This window comes from Parasedimentitalea huanghaiensis, from assembly GCF_009753675.1.
Classification (GTDB): Bacteria; Pseudomonadota; Alphaproteobacteria; order Rhodobacterales; family Rhodobacteraceae; genus Parasedimentitalea; species Parasedimentitalea huanghaiensis.
The window spans coordinates 21,435-45,465 of the sequence record NZ_WQLV01000024.1 but is presented as its reverse complement, the minus strand read 5'-3'; the positions used below and the strand labels follow the sequence as shown (position 1 = coordinate 45,465).

The following is a 24,031-nucleotide window of genomic DNA, read 5'->3' as shown; positions in this document are numbered from 1 at the left end:
GGGGGGGCTCAACGCTGGATCCTGCGCCAGCACCGGAGCGGCCGCAACACCTCCGACCATGGCAAACGCCAATCCCGTCAGCCGCAGAGGGCGGCGACACGCGATTTGAATGATCTGTCCTGCCAGAGGGGGGTACACGGAAAGCAATCACCTTATACCAGTCTAATTTTCGCTTTTTCTTAAATCACATAACCAATCGGCCGATCAACGTCGCTGCAGAGACCACCACCACATTGTCTCCTGTTGAGGCGGTTCTGCCACGACAGGGTCGCAGATTGAAAAGGCGCATGGGGTCAAGAGGTTCTACGATCCCCCTCAGGCTGACGATAGCCCTCAACCCAATGGGTGATGGCCTGACGGGCCGCCGCCTCGTCATTGCTGTTCAGTGCCTGGCCTAGCGCCCGCAACATCGCAGCCACTTCGATTTCAGACAGCCCCGCCTCGCGGGCGCAAAAGATCTTGGCGTGACGGGTGGTGGTCAACTCCTGAGACAGGGTCAACTCTTCCTCCAATTTCTCACCCGGGCGCAATCCGGTGATCTCGATGGCAATATCGCCCCCCGGCAAATCCTCGTCGCGCACCGTATAGCCTGCGCTTTCGATCACCTGTCGGGCCAGCTGCAAAATTGGCACCGGTTCTCCCATGTCGAGCACAAAAATCTCATCCCCGCGGGCCTCAGCGCCGGCCTGCAGGACCAGATGCGCTGCCTCGCGGATGGTCATGAAATAGCGTTTCACATTGGGGTCGGTCACCGTCACCGGCCCCCCCCGGCTGATCTGGTCCTGAAACAGCGGCACCACCGAACCGCTGGAGCCCAGAACATTGCCAAACCGCACCGTGGCAAAGACGGTCCCGGTGCTGCGGGAACCAAGATCCTGAACAACCAGTTCAGCCATCCGTTTGGACGCCCCCATCACGCTGGCCGGGCGCACCGCCTTGTCCGATGAAATCAGGATAAACCGCTCAACCCCGGCCCGATCTGCCGCCTGGGCCAGGGCCTGAGCACCAAGCACATTATTGGCCAGCCCCGGCAGCGGGTTCGTCTCAACCAGAGGCACATGTTTATAGGCCGCCGCATGCAGCACCACCTGCACCGCATGGGTCTCCAGCACCATACCCATCTGACGTCTGTCACAGACAGAGCCAAGCACCGGCACCACCTCTACGCCCATGTCCTGGCCCAGCCCAGCCAGTTCCTGATGGATGGTATAGAGCGCCAGTTCAGACAGCTCATACAGCACCAGCCTGGTTGGACCACAGGCCAGCACCTGCCGACACAGCTCAGATCCGATCGATCCCCCGGCGCCTGAGACCAAGACGCTGCGCCCCTGGTAAGAGACGCCCGCCGCCCCCAGAGGGACATCCCGCGCCGCGCGCCCCAGAAAACTTTGTGGTGTGGCCGGGGCCAGCTTGTCCACCAGCGCTTCTTCTCCAATGAGCTGGGCAAAAGACGGCAGGACCTGCACCTCAAGCTGCATCTCCTGCAGGCGGCGGGTCAGCTGCGCCTGCTTGGGAGGGCTTTGTGAGGGCATCGCCAGCAGCACCCGTTTGATTTCCCGGGAGCTGGTGATCTCGGCGATACGGGCCGGTGGAAAAACCGGCATCCCCATCAGGGTCATCCCCTGCAGCGAGCTGTTGTCATCCACAAAGGCAACAGGGTCAATTTCGTCATGTGCCTTAAGCGCCTGCGCCAGTTGCGTCCCCGTGGTGCCAGCCCCGTAGATCAACACCCGGCAGCCGGGGCGCGCCCGATGGTAGATCGCCAGAACAATCCGGTACAACACCGCCCGCGCGCTCAGCATAAAGAGGAAATAGTTGATCCCAAACACCACATATATGCCGATGGGCAGGCCCGGACCAAACACCCCATCCAGCAGCGCCGCAGCAGAGGCCGTCGCCAGAGCCACCAGAGCGGTGAGCCCGGCCGCATGGCGTTCATAGGCGACAAGCTGCACATAGGGGATGCCAAGCCAGAGCGACAACCCTGCGGTCACCGCAATCACATAGGGCAGCGCTGGCAGCAGCGCCGTAAAGCTGGCAAATGGGCTCTGCGGGAGTGTCTGGACAGAAAAGGTGAACAACAGCGCCAGCGGACAAAGCAGCAGGTCAACCGCGAGGAAAATCCAAGATTTTTGCTTGCGTGAAAGTACGCTGATCAGAGTCAACATGCCTTGCGCCCCATCCCCTTCTGGGCCTCGAATTTTTGTACCGCACAGCAACTTGCAGATGACCGGCCGTAGCCTTGTTTGTGCAAGAGCTTCAGTCTGCGGTACAAATGCCCGCTTCAAAATACGCAGCTTTTTCCTTGGTCGAAAAAGCTGCGCAATGGCTTAAAAAATTGGCAGCATCCAGTGTGAACACATTCCGAACCTAGCACAAATTTGGGTTTAGCGAAAGCCCGGTGCCCGACGCACAATCCTGAAAACAGATGACAAAATAGGCCTACACATGAGACAAAACTGACCTACGCGCGCGTAGGACATCCTCGACCAGACCCGGCTCCTAAACCGGAGGAGGCATCGGTTTTCCGAATCGGCGCTGTTACCCCCGGCGGAAGATGTTGCCGATGGTCTGAAAAACCAGATCAAAATCAAAACACATGTTCTGATTGCGCTGATAGATCAGATCCAGCCGGGCCTTGGCCGGGACACAGATCCGGGAATAGACGGCATCTGTCTCTCCCGGTGTCTGGCAGCGGTCCAGCAGGGCCGCTTCATGTCGGTGATAAACAAGAGAGGCCAGCCCCGTCACTCCGGGCCGGGAGGCCAGCACCTGTCTGTAGATCTCCGGATGCATCTCTACATATTGGCGCAGGGGCGGGCGTGGCCCCACAAAGCTCAGATCCCCTTTCAGGATATTCCACAGCTGCGGAAATTCATCCAGCCGCTTGCTGCGCAGCCAGGCCCCGGTCCTGGTGACCCGGGCCGCCTTGTCGCCGCCAGAGACCCCGGTGTCCGTTGCAACCACGGTCATCGTTCTGAGCTTCCACAGCAAAAACGGGTGATCCACACCCTTCATCCGTTCGGCGACATAAAACAGCGGCCGCCCCTCTTTCCACAGCAGCCACACAAGAAGCATCAGCAGGATGGGCCCCAGAACCAAGATCAAAAGTGACGCAAAAAACAGGTCGAAAATGCGCTTGCGCCAGGTCATACCAAGGGGGGCTCCTTTATCATCTTTTGCTCTAACCTACGCCACTCTGCCACCATATGCGTGGAATTTGCCGCCGTCATCGGGTCCTCCTGAGACAATAGCTCACTCAACCTGGAGGTGTCCATCGTCACCTCCGCAATGGCACTGGGCGGGGCGGGGCGCAGCCCGTACTCAAGATCCGCAGCCTGCAGAAGCTGCGCCATTTCAACGGGGCCCGGCTGGGCAATGTTCAGGACGGGGGGCAGGTCCTGCACGGACATCAACCGGGTCAGAATTTGGGCCAGAGTTCGGGCCAATGTCTGGGGGCCTATATAGCTGCGTCGGGGGGTTGTCCCATCGTCAAAGACATCCAGCTGGAACCCCGGTCGCCAGCCCCCCAGGATCGCATCCAGCCCAGCGATATTGCCAAGTCTCAGAGCACAGACCCCGACACCCAGCTCGGCCCCCAACTCTGCGGCCCGCCGTTCCATCTCAGCCTTGGACACCCCATAAGGCGCCGTCGGGCGCAGAGTGGCCGCTTCCTCCAAAAGCCCCGACTGGTCCCCATAAACAGCCGCCGAAGAGGTCAGAAAAACCTGAGCCCCGGTCCCAGCCGCCGCCCGCACTGTGGCTTCGCCCAGGTCAATATTGTCCGCCAGTGCCCCACCGCGCCCCGGTATGCTGCCCGCAAGACATAAAATGGCCTGTCGCCCCTGGGCGGCTGCAACAAGGGCCTCGGGATCAGCCAGCGGATCAAAACCACACCATCCCTGTCCGGTTCCATCCGGGCGAGGGGCGCGACGTGTCTGCCAGCACAGATCCGCCGTCTTGGGCCAGCAGTGACGCAGGACCTGACCGATACGCCCTGATGCACCCAGGACAAGGACTTGTGGAAAACCCATTTACTGCCCCTGTTTTTGTTGACGCACCGTTCTGGCCCAGTATCTTGCGGAGGCTATAAAACAAGACTTTTCCTGACAAGGCTTCTGAATGCGCCCATTCCTCTCCGTGCTTGCTCTCACAAGCCTGATCCTGGTGTCAGCAGCCTGCAGCCGTCTGCCGGGTGGCGCCCCGGCCAGCGAAGAAATTCTGAAACAATCCACTGAAGCGGATGCCGGTTTTGCGCTGTACAGGGTGACCCGCGCCTTCCTGCCGACCGTGGCCCAATGGCCCGCAACCGGCAAGCAGGAACGGCTGAGCTGGATCCGGGGCCACCAAGGTGCCCGCACGCAGATCATCCAGTCCGGCGACCGGCTGACCCTCAGCATCTGGGACAGCAATGACAACTCTTTGCTGACCGCCGCCGACCAAAAGGTGATCCAGCTGCAAGATATCACCGTGGCCGCCAATGGCACCATTTTTATGCCCTATGTGGGCAACGTCAACGTGCTGGGGCTGACCCCGGATCTGGCGCGCGAGGAAATGCAGCGCGCCATCGAACCCATTGTGCCCTCGGCTCAGGTGCAGCTCAGCATGAAAGAGGGGCGCAACAACTCGGTTGACCTGATCAGCGGCGTGGCCCGGCCCAACACCTATCCGATGCCGGATCGCAACTACACGGTGATGGGGCTGATTTCAGCTGGTGGAGGCATCAGCCCCACCCTCAACAACCCGCAGATCCGCCTGGTGCGTGGCCATCATATCTATGGCACCTCCATCGATAACCTGTTGAACAACCCGCACCTGGACACGCTGCTGCGCGGCGGCGACCGGGTTTTTGTCGAGGAAGATGAACGGTATTTCCTGTCCTTTGGAGCCACTGGCCGCGAAGACCTGCATACCTTTACCAAAGATGAGGTCTCGGCGATGGATGCGGTGTCGATCTCAGGCGGCTTTCAGGACAATAAGGCGGACCCGCAAGGGTTGCTGATCCTGCGCGAATATGCCCCCGGTGCGGTGGCCCCGGGCATCCGTGGACCCCGTCAGCAACGGGTGGTCTTTACGCTTGACCTGACCTCGGCTGATGGGCTGTTTTCAGCGCGCACATTCCAGATCCAGCCCGGAGATCTGGTCATGGCCACAGAATCCCCAATCAACGATGCCCTGACAATTTCCAATATCTTCGGCAACTTCTTTGGTGTCTTCAGTGCAGCAGGGGTCCTTTAAAAGACGCCGTTGGAAGTAGCGCGTCCCCGGCGACAACCACAGAACAGATAACTTGTCTTATGTTAAATGGGCGGCAAGCAAGTGCTGTTCTCTGTCACCTTATGACGAAAACATTTGTTCAATCCTGCAGGACATATTTTGCACTGCATCCGGAAATCTTGATCGTCCGATATCCATAAGATCAAACGCACAATCCGGTGACACCGCCCGAGAGAAAAACATCGATGCCCATCTGAAATGTGACGTTGAGGCGTCCGAGTGTGCTAACGCCAAGGCCACAGAGCGAAAGGCCTGATCTGGGTCCCCAGAGACAGCAAAAGCAATCCCCTGCGCCAGCCCCGCTTCGACGCTGAAACGGGTTGAGGCCTGCAATTGACGGATGATCTCGTCAACCTCACCATGATCGCCCCGCTCTGAGAGACTGGCGACCAGTGGCACGGCACCGCTCAGATCCGCGCCTGATGCCTGATACCCCTGTCTCAGACAGATGATCCTGTTTTGATCATCCCTTTTGGCCAGTTCCTGCCACACCAGCGGAAACGGGCAGTCCGGCAGATGGTCCAGCCAGTGTCGCGCCAGAGGTTCCGACCGCTGACCGAGACGGATCAGAGCAAGCACCATCCATTCAGGTTTTTCACTGTCATCAGGGACCAATTGATCCAACAGATCTGCGGCCCCTTTATACTCTCCACGCAGACTCAACTGCTTTGCAGCGTTCAACCTGGTCAGCCAACTGCTCTTGTATTGGCTGGGCCTGATACGGGACGCGATTGCAGTGCCTGAGATAATCTTGTCCAGATAATACGCCACCTGGCCACCAAGCTGCGGCTGGATCAACAGGACATGGTGAGTATCAAGATCATATTCGTGAATGGGAGAGGTGACGGCATGAGACCATCCATCACCCCGATCAACACCAGAGAACGGGAAGCTGCGTGTGACGGTAACAAGGTGATAATCAGTATCGACAGGCCCTGTTGGAAAAAACCGGAATTGCCTCATGAACTGAGCGAAGGCAGACCGGTTGGCAGGGTTTTCAGGCACCACCCAGGACACCGGGCTGCCGCCATCAATGTTAATAACCTTGGCGACTTCAACCCCATAGGCGCTGGCCATACCCGCCATATATCCAGCGATGGTCCCCCCAAAAGAAAACCCTGCCAGAATGACCGGTTTATCCGCTGCATAGATCGCAAGGTCTTCCAGAAACGCGCTCAGCAGATCCGCAAAATGAGATGGTTTCAAGTTTCGGCCCCGAGGTGGCTCAAACCCAAGCGCCAGAATGGGGTTATTGGTGGTCATCTGTGACAACACATCAATCGCCCAGGCCGCCGAGCCCGTCTTGGCTGGCAAAATCACAACCGGAGGCAGTTTTGGGTCCCCTTCCCGCAGCACACGCAAGTGACGCAGCCCACCAGACCGCGACGTTGGGCTGAGCGAAATCATATAGCGCATCCGCCTGAGTGTCGGTTCGCCTGAAAGGACCGCAAAATCAACTTCGACGCCAAACAGAGCTTCCACATCAAAGATCATCTGAACCAGAGACAAAGATGTGCCGCCCAGAGCATAATAGTCAATATCCTCAGGAATAGAGCCTATCTTGAGGTGCTTTTTCCAGAGCTCAACCATCGGATCTGTGGCCGCGGACACTGGGGCCATCTGCCCCGGAGGCCTGTCGTGCCCCCGCTCCAGAGCCTGCAAATCAGCCTTACCGTTGGGGGTTAACTGGAGCCTGTCGACAGGGATATAGCGAGTGGGAAGAATGGGTCTTGGCAGCCGTGCCGCCATAAAAACCCTAAGCTCCTTTTCTGTTGGCACATGATCAGAGATCAGATCGTAATAGGCCACAATCCCTACCGTCTGAGACTGCTCTGACTGCCTGTCCGGGGCCACGGCCACGCGGCCAACTGCCGGGTGCTCCATCAGGGCGGCCTCAATTTCGCTCGGCTCAATGCGGTACCCATGCAGTTTGAACTGGTTATCGCGCCGCCCCAGAAACTCCAGTTCGCCCTGCCGGTTCCATTTCACCCGGTCGCCAGATCGGTACAGCACAACAGATCCCGCCTGATCGAGACCAAGATCACCGGCGTCCAGAGACAGGAATTTCTGCCGTGACAGTTCTGGCTGGTTGTCATAGCCCAAGGACAGCCCTGGCCCCCCAATCAGCAACTCGCCGGCAAAACCATCCGGAACCGGTTGCTGGGTCTCGGACAGGACAAAGGTCATATTGCCCGGAAGCGGGCGGCCAATTGGAACGGCAGAACTGATCTGCCGCCCTACAAGATGCTGCGCTGTCAAAGCCCCGTTTTCCATCGGACCATAGACATTGGACAGCCGCAACGACGGGTTGACCGCGAGCGCCCGCCGGAAATGCGACGCCGAGGCCGCCTCCCCGCCTACGGCCAGATGGTTCAGCGTGGCCAAAACAGAGGCATCCGTATCCACAACGGCATTGAACAGGCTGGTTGTCATGAAGGCGGCGTTGGGTGCCAGTCGGCGCAATTCCGCATTCACCCCCCCTTCGGTCAGGATTGGTTTTTCACACAGAACCAGCGCCGCCCCATTCAGCCAGGCCCCCCAGACCTCGATCAGGCTGCCATCAAACCCACAGGAGGCCAGCTGGATCATCCGGTCGCCGGGACCAACAGGCAAATGCCGCGTGTTGGCCGCCAGCCGAAGGAGGCCGGCCTGAGTGATGGGGACCCCCTTGGGCGGACCGGTTGTCCCCGAGGTAAACATGATAAAGCTGGCAGGGCTTGCACCTGCGCTCGGGGGCGGCAGCGGATCCTTTGGAAGCGCGGCACATTCTGCGCCCCGCGGCAGCGCCAGCCATCTGACACCCTCAACATTCTGACCGGTATCCGCGGCGGCTGCCCCCACCATCATCCGGGCCCCCGAAGCCTGCAAAATGGACTGGATCCGCGCCTCTGGCAGAGTGGTCTCGATGGGCACAACCGTCAGATTGGCCTTGAGAGCCCCAAGCCAGAGCTTAAAAACCGCCCTGCCCCGCGGCAGCGCAACCGCCAGCCGGTCCCCAGCCTCCAGCCCCTGTTGCCGCAACCAATGTGCCAGGGTGTTTGTCTCTGCGTCCAGCTCTGCATAGCTTTGTGTGCGGGTCGGCGTCGCCAGCGCAGGCGCCGCCGGATGCCGCCCTGCAACCTCCAGAAACCGTGCCACGATCGTGCCATCGCAGGGCACCACTGTCGGCGCAACCGACCGCACCGCCTGTCTTTTCATCTCGGGATCAGAAACCACCCTGATCCCGGACAGCAGAATTTCCGGATTTTTGACAACCTGCTGCAGGATCAGATCATAGCAGCCGGCCAGGCGGTCCAGCTGTTTCTGATCAAAGTATTTTTGCTGCCCTTCAAAGGTGATGACCACACCCTGTTTCCCCGGTTTCAGAGACAGGCGCAGATTGTTGGCAATTGCGCGTCGGGGCATCGGTCGTTCCCGGACCGCCAGTGCCCCCGCATCTGCGGCCAGCACCGGAGCATTATAATACCCAATGGTCGCCCGCCCCAGGTGAAGCCCCTCGTTTGGGGTTTGCTGCGCCCTGTGCACCCTGTCCTTGGCTGCCTGCAACAGGTCTGAAAACCGCAGATGAGATGTCAGATCCAGCCCCACCTGAAAATCATGCACCAAAACCCCTATACTGTTCTGTGTGCCCGGTCCCAACCGGTCCGCGGCGGAGACCGAAATTCCAAAAGACGCCTGATCACAATACAGGCTCAACAACATCTGGTAGCAAGAGAGGAAAAAGGTGAAAGGCGTGCAGTTGTACACCCTGGCCACCTGTTTCAGCGCCTCAAACCCTGACGGATCAAGCAGCCTCTCCGCCACTTCACTGCGCCGGGCCTGCGGATCAGACTGATCTTGTTCTGCAACCGGCCAGTCCAGTTCAGGCCAGCTGGTTTCAGGTGTCCCCGCTCCCGTTTCTTCGGCCCTGCCGACGCCCCCCTGTTGCAAATAGGTCTTAAAACAGCCTGCCTCCGGCAGAGCAGGCATCATTGCCTCCACCTCAGACCTGTACAGCACAAACAGATCCCGGGGCAGAATACGCCAGGACCAGTCATCGCAGATCAGGTGATGCATGGCGATCATCAACACATGCCGGCCCGTCTCAATCTTGAACAGGCGGGCTTTCCAGAGCCGGTCCCCGGTCAGCGGCAGGCTGTTCAAGCTTTCATGTTCGATGTGCCGGTCAATCTGCCGAAGCCGGTCAGCAAGCCCCTCTCCGCCCCCTTCTTCACAGATCAGACGGACAGGCAGATGCGCGGCAAAGACGGGCTGCGGTCGCCCCTTACCACGTGAGATCGACAGTCGCAGGGCATCATGCCGGATGACCAGCGCCTGCAACGCCCGCTCCAGCGCCGCCAAATCAAGTCTGCCCCTTAGCTCCCAGCTTTTGGTGACATTGCCAACGGCTTCTCCCTGATGCAGGTCTTGCGAGGCCAGCAAAGTCTTTTGCGCAACAGAGAGCACCAGATCCTGCCCCGAGCCGCCCACTGAGCCATCCCTGGAAGACTGGCGCAGCTGGGTCAGCAGCCATTGGCCGCGTGACGGTATTACAGGTGTCGTTTCACTCATACCAAGGCTCCCCTAACCAAGGATATCAACAAGACAGGGCCCTGTGCTGGAAAAGACGCTGGCGGCGATCCTGTTCCAGTCCTGCGGGCTGCACACGCGATACCCTGCCCCGCCAAAGCCACGCATGATCGCCGCGTGGTCAACGGTCTGTGCATATTGGGTCATTCTGGGATCTGCCCCAGCCACCAATGGGGCTCCGGTTTTGATCCCGCGATTGTTGGAAACCAGAATTTTGACCGCAAGATCGTACCGCAGCAGGGTTTCCAGATCCCCCATGGCCAATCCCAGACTGAAGTCTCCTGCGACCACAATCACCTGATCAAAGCGCCCTGTGGCCATGGCCCCCAGAGCATGGCCAATCCCGGCGCCAAGATGCCCTGCAACACCTGGGGTCATACGCGCCCAGGTCAGTTTTGGCAGAATGGACTGGGCCCCCGCAACCAATGGGCTGCTGCCATCAACGACCAGCGCCGCTCTGACTGGAAACTGCGCACCAACCAACTGCATAACATGATCCATCAAAGGCAGCTGTCCGCAATACTCCCCCTGACACCGCGGCAGTGAACCGGCCGTCAAGTCTTCCCCTATGGCCAATGCCCTGCCCCCCTGCCTGCGCAGCTGACTGGACAGCGCCGACAGGTTGGCGCCAATGTCACCAAGCACCAGAATATCCGCCGGCCGACCCACTGCAGCCCTCTCATCCGGTATCATCTGAACAATCCCTGCCGCCGCCTCAATCGCAGCGCCAAACCGCAGGCTCCAGTCCAGCGATGCCCCAAGCAGCAAAACGGCGTCCGCCGCTGCCAGCGTCTTGTGCACATGCGCCTGTGGCACGGTTTCCAGCTCTGCCCCCGCAAACCCCAGCGACAGGCCGGTAGGGCATATAGGCGCCTTCAAAAGGCTGGCCACTTCAACCAGAGCCGCACAGGACACCGACCAACGGGCCATGTGGCCGACAACAAGAACCACCCGGCGCGCCCTGTTCAGGACATCCATAGCAGCGTCCAGCCAGATCTCTGTGGCCTGCGCTGCGGGTGCCGACACTGGAGACCGTGGGGCAGGCACCGCCTCTGAAACACCTCCTAGAACAGGTCTCTCAATCTCGATCACGGCCGAGGTCCGGTTTGGCCCCCTGCCCGCCCTTAGAACCTCTGGCAGCAGGGTTTCGACCTGTGCCAGATCGGTCAGCCGTAGCACGGGGCATCTGCCTGCCTCTGCAATCCCGCTGACCCCGCCGCCCTGAAACGCCCCCCGTTCGGTGTCTCGCTGGTTTTCCACCGGCGACAGCACCAGAATCGGCGTGCCCTGCGCCAGCACCGACGCAACAGCTGCCATTGCATTATGTGAGGCCGGCCCGCGCGACACCAGCACAACACTGACCAGATCCCCCTGCGCAAAACTATCTGCCGCCGAAGCAAAGACCGCCGCCGCCTGAGAGCGACAGGCGTAGATGCTCAGGCCCGCCAGGTCAAAGGCCCGCAAAAGCCCGTAGGTGAGATCCCCCGGTACCGTGTAGACACGTAAAATACCTGCCTCCAAAACTCTCAGCGCAATCGCTTCACAGGCAGGACAGCCTGTGTCGGCCTGATCTGAGAAAAGGGAGGGCGCAGTGGTGACCATCTAGACGCCCGTGTTGCCCTGAGCCGCAGCTGCCAAGGCCGTGACCCGGTGTTGGACCCGACCGCCCTCAAGGGCTTCAAGATAGCTGGCAAGTTCCAAAGGGGTGGGAAATCGAAACAGCAGTTCAGGCGAGAGAGCGATGTCAAAAAACTGGTTCAGTTGCGCCATAAGGCCACTGCCTGACAAGGAATCCCCACCAGACAGAAAAAAGTCATCCTGACGGCTGACATGATCCCGTCCCAGGGTTTCGCCAAACAGCGCAACCAAAAGCTCCTCCATCGGCGATTGCGCTGCCTCAAACACCCCCTGCAGCTCGACCGCCAACAGCCTGTGCATGTCCAGCCGTCTGGGTTTGCCGGTGGGGCCTTTGGGGATATCCTGGATCTGTAGGATTTTGCTGGGAACCTTATAGGCAGACAGAACGTCCAGCAGGGTATTTCTAAGCTGCCGCGGATCACAGGAGGCCCGATGATCAAGCACCACAGCGGCGGCAACATCCTGGCTCAATGAAGGATGTGGCACCCCAAAGGCAATGGCGTCAATAACCCCCGGCTGCGCCAATAACGCATCTTCTATCTCTGGCGGCGCCACCTGGGCCCCGCCCCGTTTGATGATCTCCTTTTCCCGCCCCACCAGGGACAGCGTGCCATCCGGGTTGATACGGCCAATATCGCCGGTGCGCATCCAGCCATCGACAGCCGCCGCCCGGGTGGCGGCTGGATTGGCGAGATAGCTGGTGATCACGGTTGGGCTTTGCAACAGGATCTCTCCCACCTGACCCGCAGGCTGTCTCCGACCCTCTGCATCCTGTATTTTCAGTGTCCCCGGTTGTGGCCGCCCCAGGGTGCCATGGGCGCAGGGGCTGTCCGGGCTTTGCGAGCTGATCTGATGGGTCGCCTCTGTCATGCCATAGGCTTCGACAACCGGACAGGTAAACAGATCCTGCACCCCCTGCCTGATTTCAAAGGGCATCGCAGAGGACGACGACCGGATCACCCGGAACCGGCATTGGCTGACCAGATCGGGGTGCTCCACAGCAGCATAAAGGATGGCCCGGTGCAGGGTTGGAACCGCAGTGTACCACCGGGCCCCAAACCGCACCGCCAGTTGGAGGAACTCAAATGGGTCACGGTTCGGCTGCACGACAACTTCAGCGCCGCTCAACAGGGGCGCCAAAAGACCCGCAACCAACCCATGAATGTGATGCAATGGCATAATCTCAACGCTGGTATCTGCCGCTGACAGCCCAATGGTCGAAGCCACCGCCCGCGCACCGGCTATCAACCGACCCGTGCTCAGCGCCACCATCTTGGGCTGACCCGTGGTGCCCGAGGTGGTCAGCACCACCCCCTTTTCGTCCAGATTCCGGGGCTGTGTCGGCGTAACGGTGGCCGCAGGACCTGAACGTAACCGCAGGCGCCCCCTTTCAGTGATCTCAGCAAACAAAACCGGAATGCCAAGCTCCGCCGCAACCCCGGCAAACTGGGCACAGGTGTCAGACCCGACAAAAACTGACGGCTGAAGCTGCTGCAGCAGGGCCTTCACTTCAGCCAGGGTGGATCTGGCCGAAATAGGCGCAACAGCCGCATGCCCCCCCAGGCACAGAAACATCAGAGCTGAAGCAAACGCCCCATCGGCCACATAGGCCAAGACCGAGTGCGGCGGCACCACAGTGGCCAGCTCAGCGGACGTTTCCTGTATCTGCGCTGTGATCTGATCAAAGGAGACAGAGACGCCCTCCGCCCCATCCCTGAGCGCAACACGGGACCCATCCAGTTGGTTCAGCGCGAATAAAAAACCATTCGCATCGTCAGTTTCGTGCATTCAAAATCGTCCAATCATGCCAACAGCGGCCAGTCAGTTTCTATGCTTCACTCTATATGCAGCCCATCAAAACACCGCGGTGCCGAGACCGATTTGTCCAGTGGCTTTGATTGGAAATAGATCTGCATTTGCTGCAATCAAAGTTTGGGGCAGAGAAAGATCTCTCTCAGGCCGTGTTCTGAGCACGGTGAAACTGAAAATGGGATCAGATCTAGTTCAGTCTCCGCTGGGACGAATTTAACATAATATGTTTCGCGCGCGAAACATTTGATCCTCCGTCTGGGAGTATACCTCGGCACCAGGGGGGGGACTTCCACGCAGTTCACCAAGGGTCCAGACAGGGCGGCGAGATGAAATTTAAGACCTATACGGCTGAAGAACATCAAACTGGATATTTGAAAATTTAACATAATATGTTTCGCGTGCGAAACATTTGAGCCAATCCAACCGGCAGGGAAGGGACGTCACATGGCCCTGCACAGTGATTTAGAGACAAAAAAAGCGCCCGGAGGCGCCTTTTCACATTCTGTCAACGGCCGTGCTCAAACGCTATTTCCGCTGCTTCAGCCAGTCCCGCAAATCTTGAATCAGCACCTCATCGACGCCCGCGCCGCTCAGTTCGATCCGGTGCTGACCGGGGGTATAGCCAAGCTGCAATCCCGGTGCCAACTGGGTGTTAATGCGCTCACCCTTGGCAGGTCCTGGTGTCCGAATTCTTGGACCGAGGTCCGCCGGAGCAGAGGTAGAAATCTCGGCCTCAGGCTCTGATCGGCGGGCTAGAGCCGCTGTTTCAGCCGCAGCAACTGCCGCCGACAGGATCCGCAATTCCCCCGCTGGGGTCTCCCGGTCTCCAGCCCGCAGCTGGGCTGTCAGGCTTTCTGTAAAGCCGGGATCCCGGGTGATCTCCCGAACCAGGGCCAACCCCAGCTTCTCATTGATCGCCACCGGAAAACACAACACTGCATCCAGGGCTTCGACCAGTGCCACAAAGCTCCCGATTTTGGATCGCTTGGCGCGGGTGGCATTGCCAAACAAGCCCTGTAGAGCCATTTTCTGATTGGGGTAAACCTCTTCACGCAGGGCGCGCACTGCAATCCGCGCCCGCTCATAGTGGCTCAGATTGACCCGAATTTCGTTTTCTTCCACCATCGCCACATAGGCGTCACGCGCGGTTTCCGGCTGGATCACCAGTGCCTTGACTGTGGCAAATTCAGGCTCTGAAGTCTCGGCGTAGAGCCGCTTCAGCGCGGATAGACGGCGCCAACCTGAAATCAACCCATGGGTTTTGCCATCGGGGCGATCCGTAAGCGCCACCACTTCGATCGGGGTCTGCTGGCCCCGGGCGCGCAGCGAGGCCATAAGCGCGCCCATTTCATCTTCGTCCTGTTCCAACCGGTCCCGCACCAGGTGACTCTCATCAATCTTCGCCAGATCAAGGCGTTCAATCAACCGGCCATCCGCCCGGGCGCTTTCCAGCACCGCGCTCAGCTCGCTCAGCGCGGATTGCGCCGCTGCATCCGAGGCCACCTGAGCAATCGGCGCAGAACTGGCTAGAGGCGCGCCAAGCGCCGATTTTGTTTCCGGCGCGGCGTCCAGATAACTGGGTTGAGCCGGAGTCAGGCGCTTGCGTTTGGCCATGGGTGTCTCTCCTCAGGGGTAAAGATCGCGGATCCTGTCCCAAATCCTTTATTAGAGCCTTACTCGGCCGCGCGTTGCGCCGCCTCCAGTTCAGCCCGCCGCCAGACCCCCAGTAACAGGCGTTTGAAGGCTGCATAGGTGGCGTCAAATGTTTCGCGGCCTCGGGCATAGGTCTCACGGTTGAAGTCGCGGTAATCCGCCTCATAGATGCCATTGACCTGTTCACCAGCCTGACCAATCAATGCGGTGAAATCCTGACGATGCGGGGACAATGTGCGGCCCAGATAGGCCTGCATCAGGGCCGCCAGCTCGCCCTGCTGGGCGCCGTCATAACGGGTGATCACCGTGCGTACCGCTTCCCATTCAAACCCCATCTCTGGCCGCCCCAGAGCGCGCGCAGCAAGGTTCTCGCCATCCTCGATGCTGGCAAAAGTGGAGTGCAGCATGTCAAAGAACCGGCCGGTGCTGTCAAACTCAAGAAACGATGCCCCCATTGGCACCAGCAGGATATCGGCAGCCGACAACCCGTTGATGGTCAGGTAGCCGAGGGCCGGCGGGGTATCTATGAACACCAGATCATAGTCATCCAGCACCCCGTCTGCCTCCAGCCGGTCGGTAAGCGCATCCCAGAGCTTCCAGCCCCGTGCCGCCATCCGCCAGACCGGGATCTGGAACTCTGCCCAGTACAGGTTCAGCTGTGCCCCAATCAGGTCAATATTGGGCCAGTGGGTGCTTTGGATGACATCCCGAGCGGTCATGTCCATCGCTGCGTTCAGCGCCTCGTCCAGCGGCTGTGGCGCATCACCCCGGTCCAGCCGCCGCTGGTTTTCAACGCGCAGGTGTTCGCCGTAGTGGCGCGCCAGCAGTGGAAAGGCGGTTTGCCATTCGTCATCGACTTTGCCGCCAAAAATCGAGGTCATCGAGCCCTGGCTGTCGAGATCCACCACCAGCACCTTGTAGCCATCCAAAGCGGCCGACATTGCCAGATGGGCCGCGGTTGAGGTTTTGCCCACGCCGCCTTTGAAATTGGCCACGGCCACCATCTTGGCAGGCAGGCCTTTGGGACGGTAGGGCAGATAATCTTTGGACTTGGACCCCTGTTCGCCAAAAAACGCCCGCAGCCGCAGCACCTCGTCCAACGAGAACCATTTGGCGCCGCCTTCGGTTTCTGCTTGTCCCTGTGGCAGCTCAGGATTGGCCTTGAGCACGCGGCGGAAATGGGCGCTGGCAACCGGGATCAGATAGCGGGTGATTTCCCAGGTGGAAAACAGGCGCAGCTGCTTGCGGCCTTCCTTGTCGATGCCCCGACTGGACAGGTCTTCGCGGCCACGGGTGCAGGCGGCTGCAATCTCGGCAAAGCCCGCCGTATCCGTGGCCGCATCCAGGTCAGCCAGAGCAGCATCGGGATCAATGTTGAAGTAAGGCGGCAGGGGCTGGGTGGTCTTATGGGGATCTTTTGCCATCTGGAGGGCCTGTCAGAGCTACGGTTGCACCGGTGGTACCGCTTCTAAACCGGAACGGATGTGCCACCTTTTGCTCACAATAGCACAAAAGACAGCATATGGAAGCATAACGCGCAGGTGAGGTGTATTTTCTTAGTAAATCCGGGACTTGCAGCAAGGCTGGAGGTATAAATTTGGAGGTTTGAAGATTTTTTGTGTAGTTAATATTTAGTTATTTATAGTTAAGGGCGCGGACGAGATCCACAAAGGGTTTTATTCAAAGGATCTTTTGGCCTTTGTTGAGGTCGGAGTGAATCTAAAACCACGTTAAAGTGACTCTGAACCCCCGATAAGGTGACTCCGAACCCCCGTTGTGCCCTCCTGTGGATAACCCTAGGGTGGGTGTCACTAAAACCACGAAACCGAGTCACCCCGCGGCATGTATCAAGATGGGGGTCGGGCAGATCGGGCAGGGATCCATCATGAGCGCAACGCTGGCAGGCCCGTCGGAAGGGCAGGGAGAATTTTTCCTCTGCGATGTGTTTGGGGCCATCCCCAAAAACGATCTGGCCTCGATGGAGCATCCGTTGTTCTCGCTGGCGACCCGACCAGATCGGCGCATTCTGAATTACGAGCACAAGGGCACACAGATCACCGTGACGCCTTCGGTCAAGGGATTGGCGACAATCCACGACAAGGACATTCTGATCTTTTGCATCAGTCAGCTGATGGCGGCGCTGAATGCCGGGCGGCAGATCAGCCGCACCCTGCATCTGAAAGCCCATGACCTGCTGATGGCCACCAATCGCGAAACCTCGGGGGATGCCTATCGCCGTCTGCGTGAGGCGTTTGAACGGCTGGCCGGCACCCGGATCACCACCAATATCGCCACGGGCGGGGTGGAGGTCACCAAGGGGTTTGGCTTGATTGAAAGCTGGGAAATTGTCCGCCGCAGCCGCTCGGGGCGCGGCGCAGGGCGGATGACCCATGTGGCGGTGACCCTGTCGGACTGGCTGTATCAGGCGGTGATGTCCAATGCGGTGCTGACCCTGAGCCGCGACTATTTTTCTTTGCGAAAACCGCTGGAGCGGCGGATCTACGAGCTTAGCCGTAAACACTGTGGCCGCCAGCAAAGCTGGACAGTGTCGGTGGACACCCTGCTGAAAAAATCCGGATCGGCCAGTCCACGCCGGGTGTTTCGCAAGATGCTGCGTGATATGATCGCGGCGCAGCCGCTGCCGGACTATGCGCTGGAGGAACAACCCGGAGATCTGATCCGGTTCAGCCAGAAACACACCGTGGTAGAACGTCCGGGCGCGATGCCGCCCAGCCTGCGCCCCGAGACATTGGAGCAGGCCCGGGCGCTGATCCCTGGTGCCGATGTCTATGCGCTGGAGGCCGACTGGCGCGGCATGTGGGCCCGGTCCGGCTCCCCCAAACTGCGGGCGCCGGATGCGGCGTTTCTGGGCTGGGTGAAAAAGCGCCTCGGTTCTTAGCACCCACGGCGGCGAGGGCCCAGCCCTGAGCCTTTTTACAGGATGATCCGTTTTGCAGCAGGCACAAGTGCGTTGATCTGGGCGATGTGATCGGGCAGGCAGCGGCTGTGAAAATCGTAGGTTTCCAGCACTTGGGTGCGGGCGGCGGCGCCGAGGTGGGCATAGGCTTTGGGATTGGCCAGCACATCCACCACCTGATCCGCCAGCGCCTGCGGCTGAAAGAAATCCACCAGCATACCGGTTTCACCATGGGTCACCGCCTCGCGCACCGGGGCGACATCTGCCGCCACCACGGTGGCCTGCATCGACATCGCCTCAAGCAGCGACCAGCTGAGCACAAAGGGCATGGTCAGATAGATATGACAGCGGCTGAGCTGGATGATCCGGTTCAGGTCGTCATAGGGCACCCGGCCCAGAAAATGCACCCGACCCCAGTCGACTCTGTCACCCAGTTCGGCCTCCATCTCGCCGCGCAGGCCGCCGGGGTGTTTGCTTTCAGCGCCATAAGACGTTTCGTTACCACCGATCATCAGCACCCGCGCCTTGGGGCGGCGGGACAGGATTTCAGGCAGGGCGCGCATCATGATGTGGAAACCGCGGGTGCGTTCCATGTTGCGGGCGATATAGGTCACCACCTCATCCTCGCGGGTGAGGGGGGCCCCCAGCCGACCCAATCCCACCGAAACCTCAGGGTTGGGCACCAATCGGTCGCTGCGAATGCCATCATGGCGCACGTAGATGTTGGAGTGAAAGCTTTTGGGAAAACGGTCGCGCTGCCAGTAGGTGGGACAATGGCCCAGATCCACCGCCTGAAAGCTGGCATTGGGCACTGCATTGCGGGCCTGGGCAAAAAAACCGGCCTGATCATTGACGGGGCTGTCGGGATCAAATCCGACAATGCCCCCTGTGGTGCGGTAGAAATATTCAAAGAAGCCAATCACCGGCACATCGGGCCAGATCTCCTTGGCAAACAGCAGCTCCCCCCAGCCGGTGTGGCCGATGATGATATCCGGCTTAAAGCCCTGATCCTGTTCCAGCTGGCGCATCGCCATCGCGGCCCCCAGCCCGGTCCCGGCGGCGGCCTCCCAGTCTTTGGACAATCCATAGGCCTCTTTGGCGGGCTGGTGATGTGGGCTGTAGGTCACCGTGGTGACGCCGGGCAGCTGGACCCCCTTGCGCTGGGTGAGAAAGACAATGTCATGGCCACCCTGTGCCACCAGCCAGGGCACCAGCTCGCGGTATTGGCCGGGCATGTTCTGATGGACAAAAAGAAACTTCATGGGCTGCGCCTGTTGGTTACCTGCCTGCAAATATCATTCATGCATGACCTGCGAGATCGCCGGGCGCAAGCGGGCAGGGGGCCGGGGCGGGTCAGAAAGTGTCAATTGCGCCTTCCAATCCGGTCAGGCTGCTGAGGTTCGACAGGGTCAGCACATCGCCACCGCCAAAGTCAAAACGCACCCCCGAACTGGTGATCCGGCCATAGGTTTCCAGGATGTCACCCGCATCGCTTAGCCCTTCTGTCAGGCTGGTGGAGAACATCAGCTGATCCCCCTGAATTTCAAAATCGTTGATTTCATCACGGTCATACCCGCTGCCAAAGACAAAGATATCGCGCTGGGTGCCGCCGCGCAGCAGGTCATTGCCCGCGCCACCATCCAGCCAGTCGACCCCCTGATTGCCCAGCAACGTATCATTGCCGCCATGGCCGGTCAGACTGTCATCGCCGGTGCCGCCGTACAATTCGTCCAGACCCGTCCCGCCGGACAGTTGATCTGATCCGAAGTTGCCATAGAGCGTATCATTGCCGCTGTTGCCATAGAGCAGATCCCAGGCCGATCCCCCCGACAACCAGTCGTCACCCGTGCCACCGCTGAGGCTGTCATCCCCTTCGCTGCCATAGAGCAGATCATTGCCCGCGCCGCCATTCAGGCTGTCCCAGCCCGATCTGCCAAACAGAGTGTCATTGCCCGCACCACCTTCGACATAATCCACCCCGTCACCCGAACTGATATAGTCATTGCCCCCTTCCCCATAGAGCGTATCACGCGCGGTATTGCCAAACAGGGTGTCATGGCCCTCGCCCCCATACAGGGTGTCATCACCAGTACCGCCGATCAGCAGGTCATCGCCAAGGTTACCCCGCAGGATGTCATAAGAGCTGCCCCCCCCGAGGGTGTCATGGCCCGCGCCGCCGTCCAGACTGTCATGGCCGGTGCCGCCTTCCAGGCTGTCGTTGCCATGGCCACCGTCGAGGCTGTCGTGGCCGCCGCCGCCAAACAGACTGTCCTGCCCGTCCTCACCGGCCAGATGATCGCTGCCATTGCCCCCTTCCAGATGATCATTGCCAGTGCCGCCGAACAGGGCGTCATCACCCCCTTCGCCCGCCAGGCTGTCGTTGCCGCCCTGGCCAAACAGGCTGTCGCCGCCGCCGCCAGCCTGGATTGTGTCCGCGCCCGCCGCCCCGACCAATTGTTCGTGGGCGGCGGACCCATTCAGGTCCAGCGGTGGCGCAGTGGGCAGGGCGGGGCGGTAAAGACCCAGAATATCCCTGAGGATAAAATCCTCATAGGCCAGGGCGGATCCATCTGCCGTCAGCAGGTCAATCCGATTGCTGCCAAAGCGGATCACGGCGCCGGTGGCGGTGGTGGTAATGGACAGCTGGGCCACTGAATACAGCCCGGTCCAGGCCGCCAGATCAATGCGATCAGTTTCAGGGTCGAAGTTGCGGAGGGTGTTGCGCTCCCCCTCATGCTCCAGCACAAACAGATCTGCCCCTGCGCCGCCATCCAGGGTGTCGCGGCCGGTGCCATCGATCAGAATGTCGTCACCGCTGGTGCCTTGCAGCAGACCGGAGCCACTGGGGCCCTGCAGCACTTCGCCTGCAGCGGTATCGATGCTCAGATGGGTGAGGCCAGGCTCGGTTTCTGAACTGGCAAAGACATGTAGCTCTGTGCCCACCATGGCCAGGGCCAATCCGTTGACATTGGCCAGCCCCAGATCATCGCGATCCGCCAGACTGTCCAGCAGCAGCAACCGGCCACTGGGCAGGAGGGCAAACAGAGACAGCCCATCATCGCTGCCGCCGGCCACCACAAAGCTCCAGCTGCCCTGGCTGATGGTCTCCATCACTGCGATGCCGCCAAAGCGGCTGTCACGGGTATCGCTGATATGATCCAGCAGGGTCAGGCTGCCATCGGCCGCGGCCTCAATCACTGAAATTGTGCCCGTGCCTGCGGCCCCCAGCAGCAGCATCTGACGGCCGCCCGCCTCGGCCACCAGCAGGGTTGAGGGCTGGCTGATGCCCAGACCTTCGTCGGCCCCCAGACTGCTGCGCAGCCGCATCCGTCCCTGGCTGTCGAGCGTATAGCTGCTCAGTCCGGAATCCCCTTGCGAGGCGGTAAACACCAGGTGCCGGCCCTCGAAATCGAGACTGACCATGGCCACCACCTCGGCGGCATAGCTGCCGGTCGTGTCGCCGCGCCAGCGCAGCTGCTGCAGGGATCCGTCCGCCGCCCGGCTGAAACTTTGTAATCCGTTCTGTCCAGCACAGGCACCCACATAGATCTGCTGCCCCGCCACTTCGGTCTGCAGAAAACAGGCGCGGTCGCCGGCAAACCCGGATTGACCGGAGTAAAATGTTTCCGACCGGCCCACCCCGTCGGTTGGTGCCAGGCGGTCCAGATGTGCCGTTTCCAGTGACAGGCTGCGGCTGCCAAGGGTGGCAGAGCTGTAGCCTGCGGTCTCATACAGGCTTTCATCCAGGCGCAGCCCGCTGCCCGAACGCTGGAAGATATGCACCGCCTCGCTGGCCCCGTCATGCAGCGCAACTGTGCTGCCATTAATATCTGCCACCAGTACCGGTGCGGCTGCGGACTGCACCCCGGCCCCCAGGGCGCTATGCCCCAAAACGGAAAAACGCGTCATCCTACCCTACTCACTCATAAACCCAGGGCAGAGGCTGTGGGATCAGGGAGAATTTGCTGTGGCCAATATGTGGCCAAAAAGGGGGTTATGCGGAGGATTGTTTCCTAATTTTAGGCAATACCATGAACAAACCGGGATCAGCGACTGCTCTTCATATTGCTGACATGCAGTGCAATGGCCTCTTCGACATCATCGAAATAGGTTACATAGCCATTCTCCAGCACCGCGCCAGCATTACACAGGTTGCGCACTTCAATCAGCGAATGGGTCACCACGATGGCGTTGGCATTCTGCATCCGGGCTTTGAATATGGCAGCGCTTTTGCGGCGAAAGGCGCTGTCCCCCACCGAGGTGACCTCGTCCACCAGATAGGTGTCAAAGTGCAGCGCCATCGAAATGCCAAAGGCCAGTCGTGAGCGCATCCCCGAGGAATAGCTGCGCACCGGCATGTATAGATGCCCATCCAGCGCGGCAAAATCGGCGACAAAATCCAACATCTCATCGGTATCGACGCCGTAGATCCGCGCCACAAAGCGGGCGTTCTGGGCGCCGGTCAGGTCGCGGTGAAAGCTGCCGGCAAACCCGACCGGGAAGGAGACATGCCCGGTGGAGTGGATTTGACCGGAATCCGGGTTCATATTGCCGGATATCATCTGCAGCATGGTTGATTTCCCCGCTCCGTTGCGGCCCAACAGCCCCAGAGACACCCCATTGGGAATGCTCATGTTGACGTCACGGGCGACAAATTTGCGCCCGTTTGGGGTGGGGAAGCTTTTGGTCAGGTTTTCCAGAACAATCATCAACCCGTCCTATCAGCGCCGGTCCCGCAGTGAATAATAGATCAGGGCCAGCGTGCTCCAGCCAATCAGCAGGAACAGTGCGGTCAGTCCCAATAGCAAAATACGGCGGGGATATTCGGCGCTTTGGGCCAATGTGGGCTGCAGATAGGCGGCGAGGTAGCGGCTTTGTCGCTGGGCTTCGGCCAGGGCCGCATCATAGTTTGACAGGGCGGCGGTATATTTTTGTTCGGCAAAGTGGCGATCAACGCTGAGCCGTTCGAATTCGGCCACCAGGGTTGGGTAATCCTGCCCCCCAGCTGCGTCGCCGCCACCGCCAAATTTCTCGCGTTCCTGACGGATCCGCTCGCGGATGGCATTGATCCGCTGCTGTGACTGCTGCAGGCGCGGGTCAGTGGCGCGCACACTGGTCAGCAAGAGATCATAATCAATCAGTTCGGTGCCCAGCTGCTGCTGCAGGGTGGTCAACAACCCCATCTGCAGCTGAATATTGGCGCTGGGGTCGACAATCTGGGTGCGTGAACGAAAGGCGGTCATCGCCTGACGGGCGTCTTTCAGCTGCTCAACAGCGCCGTCCAGCTCTTCGCTGGCATAGCGGGTGGCGTCTTCACGGGCGATGGCTGAGAGTCGGTTGATCATCTGCGACCCCTGCCGGAAGATCACGTTGGCAATGGCCTTGGCCTCGTCTGGGGTAAAGGCCAGCACTTTCAGTTCGATCAGCCCGGTGCCGGGGGCATAAGAAATCAGCACCATCCGCTGCCAATAGCCAACCAGATCTTCGATGGTGGCATCGGGCGCCAGGGAAAACACCGGATCGATTTCGTAATGGCGGCTGTACAGACTGCGCAGATCAAGGATCTGATCAACCCTTTCGATCATGCCCTGGGACTGGATATATTCAAACAGGATGTCGCTGTCGGACGAACTGGCGCCAGAGAGTTTGCTCAACCCGCCCAGCAGGTCCACCGCCGAGGGAGCCTCTTCGCGGCGCACGGTAAAGCCGACGCTGGAGGTGAACTGATCCACCGCGCGGGTCCACAGGTAGGCGCCGGTAACGGCCACCGGCAAGAGCACAAACAGCACAAAGCTGATCAGCAACATCCCATGGCGGCGCTTTGAGCGGGCTGGCCGGGCCGGGGCATAGACCGGATCGGGGGCCGGAACCACGGGTTTTGGTTTTGGGGCTGGTTTTGCCTTCGGGGTTGGTTTTGGCTTGGGGAGCGGTCTGGTCTCAGCCGCTGGTTTGGCTTTGGGTTTGGGTTTACCCTTGACCGGTTTTGGGCCTGCAACGGGCTTTGGTTTGGCGGGGGGCGCAGGGGTTGTCGAATTGGCTGCTGCGACCTGAGAGAGAGCCTCAGCTTTGGGACGCCGCTTGGCTTTATCACCAGTGGCCGGCTCTGAGACGCTAGGATTTGATTGATTATCAGCCAAGTCTGTGGTCCAAAAGATTGTTTCCTGA

14 protein-coding genes are annotated in these 24,031 nt (G+C 59.9%); 2 read left to right on the top strand and 12 right to left on the bottom strand.

What is annotated here, in order from left to right; all coding sequences use genetic code 11:
* Positions 1-293: 293 nt before the first annotated feature.
* From GO984_RS22265 to GO984_RS22255, 3 genes are all read right to left on the bottom strand, one after another.
* Positions 294-2,168 carry a polysaccharide biosynthesis protein gene (locus GO984_RS22265; RefSeq protein ID WP_157024741.1) on the bottom strand — a complete coding sequence of 625 codons (1,875 nt, stop codon included), beginning with the start codon at positions 2,166-2,168 and terminating at the stop codon, positions 294-296.
* A 373-nt stretch (positions 2,169-2,541) separates the two neighbouring features.
* A complete protein-coding gene (locus GO984_RS22260) occupies positions 2,542-3,153 on the bottom strand; it encodes a sugar transferase (protein WP_157024740.1) in 612 nt (203 codons plus the stop codon).
* Entirely contained in the window at positions 3,150-4,034 is an 885-nt protein-coding gene (locus tag GO984_RS22255) for an NAD-dependent epimerase/dehydratase family protein (protein WP_157024739.1), read from the bottom strand. Before GO984_RS22255 ends, GO984_RS22260 begins: the two co-directional genes overlap by 4 nt.
* A gap of 106 nt (positions 4,035-4,140) precedes the next feature.
* Here GO984_RS22255 and GO984_RS22250 point away from each other — a divergent pair, with 106 nt between their 5' ends.
* Positions 4,141-5,238, top strand: a complete 1,098-nt coding sequence (locus tag GO984_RS22250) for a polysaccharide biosynthesis/export family protein (RefSeq protein ID WP_342448127.1) — start codon at positions 4,141-4,143, stop codon at positions 5,236-5,238.
* A gap of 99 nt (positions 5,239-5,337) precedes the next feature.
* On the opposite strand, the gene GO984_RS22245 is transcribed toward GO984_RS22250, so the two are convergent.
* From GO984_RS22245 to GO984_RS22225, 5 genes are all read right to left on the bottom strand, one after another.
* Positions 5,338-9,828 (bottom strand): non-ribosomal peptide synthetase, encoded by a 4,491-nt coding sequence (locus GO984_RS22245; protein ID WP_157024737.1) that lies wholly within the window; start codon positions 9,826-9,828, stop codon positions 5,338-5,340.
* Positions 9,829-9,840: 12 nt separating this feature from the next.
* On the bottom strand, positions 9,841-11,448 hold the full coding sequence (locus GO984_RS22240; RefSeq protein WP_157024736.1) for a thiamine pyrophosphate-dependent enzyme: 1,608 nt from the start codon (positions 11,446-11,448) through the stop codon (positions 9,841-9,843).
* Positions 11,449-13,272, bottom strand: a complete 1,824-nt coding sequence (locus GO984_RS22235) for a non-ribosomal peptide synthetase (RefSeq protein WP_157024735.1) — start codon at positions 13,270-13,272, stop codon at positions 11,449-11,451. It abuts the gene before it with no gap.
* Positions 13,273-13,821: 549 nt separating this feature from the next.
* On the bottom strand, positions 13,822-14,910 hold the full coding sequence (locus tag GO984_RS22230) for a ParB/RepB/Spo0J family partition protein (protein ID WP_157024734.1): 1,089 nt from the start codon (positions 14,908-14,910) through the stop codon (positions 13,822-13,824).
* A 59-nt stretch (positions 14,911-14,969) separates the two neighbouring features.
* On the bottom strand, positions 14,970-16,373 hold the full coding sequence (locus GO984_RS22225; protein WP_157024733.1) for an AAA family ATPase: 1,404 nt from the start codon (positions 16,371-16,373) through the stop codon (positions 14,970-14,972).
* A 461-nt stretch (positions 16,374-16,834) separates the two neighbouring features.
* Between GO984_RS22225 and GO984_RS22220 the strand changes: the two genes are divergently transcribed.
* A complete protein-coding gene (locus tag GO984_RS22220; RefSeq protein ID WP_157024732.1) occupies positions 16,835-17,848 on the top strand; it encodes a replication initiator protein A in 1,014 nt (337 codons plus the stop codon).
* 35 nt (positions 17,849-17,883) lie between these two features.
* Here GO984_RS22220 and GO984_RS22215 read toward each other — a convergent pair whose 3' ends face one another.
* The 4 genes from GO984_RS22215 to GO984_RS22200 all read right to left on the bottom strand — a co-directional run bounded on the left by GO984_RS22215 (position 17,884) and on the right by GO984_RS22200 (position 24,003).
* Positions 17,884-19,128: a glycosyltransferase family 4 protein gene (locus GO984_RS22215; protein WP_157024731.1), complete on the bottom strand. Its 1,245-nt coding sequence runs from the start codon at positions 19,126-19,128 to the stop codon at positions 17,884-17,886.
* Positions 19,129-19,219: 91 nt separating this feature from the next.
* Positions 19,220-21,775, bottom strand: coding sequence for a calcium-binding protein (locus GO984_RS22210; RefSeq protein ID WP_157024730.1), 2,556 nt, complete (start codon positions 21,773-21,775; stop codon positions 19,220-19,222).
* Positions 21,776-21,912: 137 nt separating this feature from the next.
* Positions 21,913-22,575 carry an ABC transporter ATP-binding protein gene (locus GO984_RS22205; protein ID WP_157024729.1) on the bottom strand — a complete coding sequence of 221 codons (663 nt, stop codon included), beginning with the start codon at positions 22,573-22,575 and terminating at the stop codon, positions 21,913-21,915.
* 12 nt (positions 22,576-22,587) lie between these two features.
* Positions 22,588-24,003 carry a KpsE/RkpR family capsule polysaccharide export protein gene (locus GO984_RS22200; RefSeq protein ID WP_157024728.1) on the bottom strand — a complete coding sequence of 472 codons (1,416 nt, stop codon included), beginning with the start codon at positions 24,001-24,003 and terminating at the stop codon, positions 22,588-22,590.
* Positions 24,004-24,031: the final 28 nt, after the last annotated feature.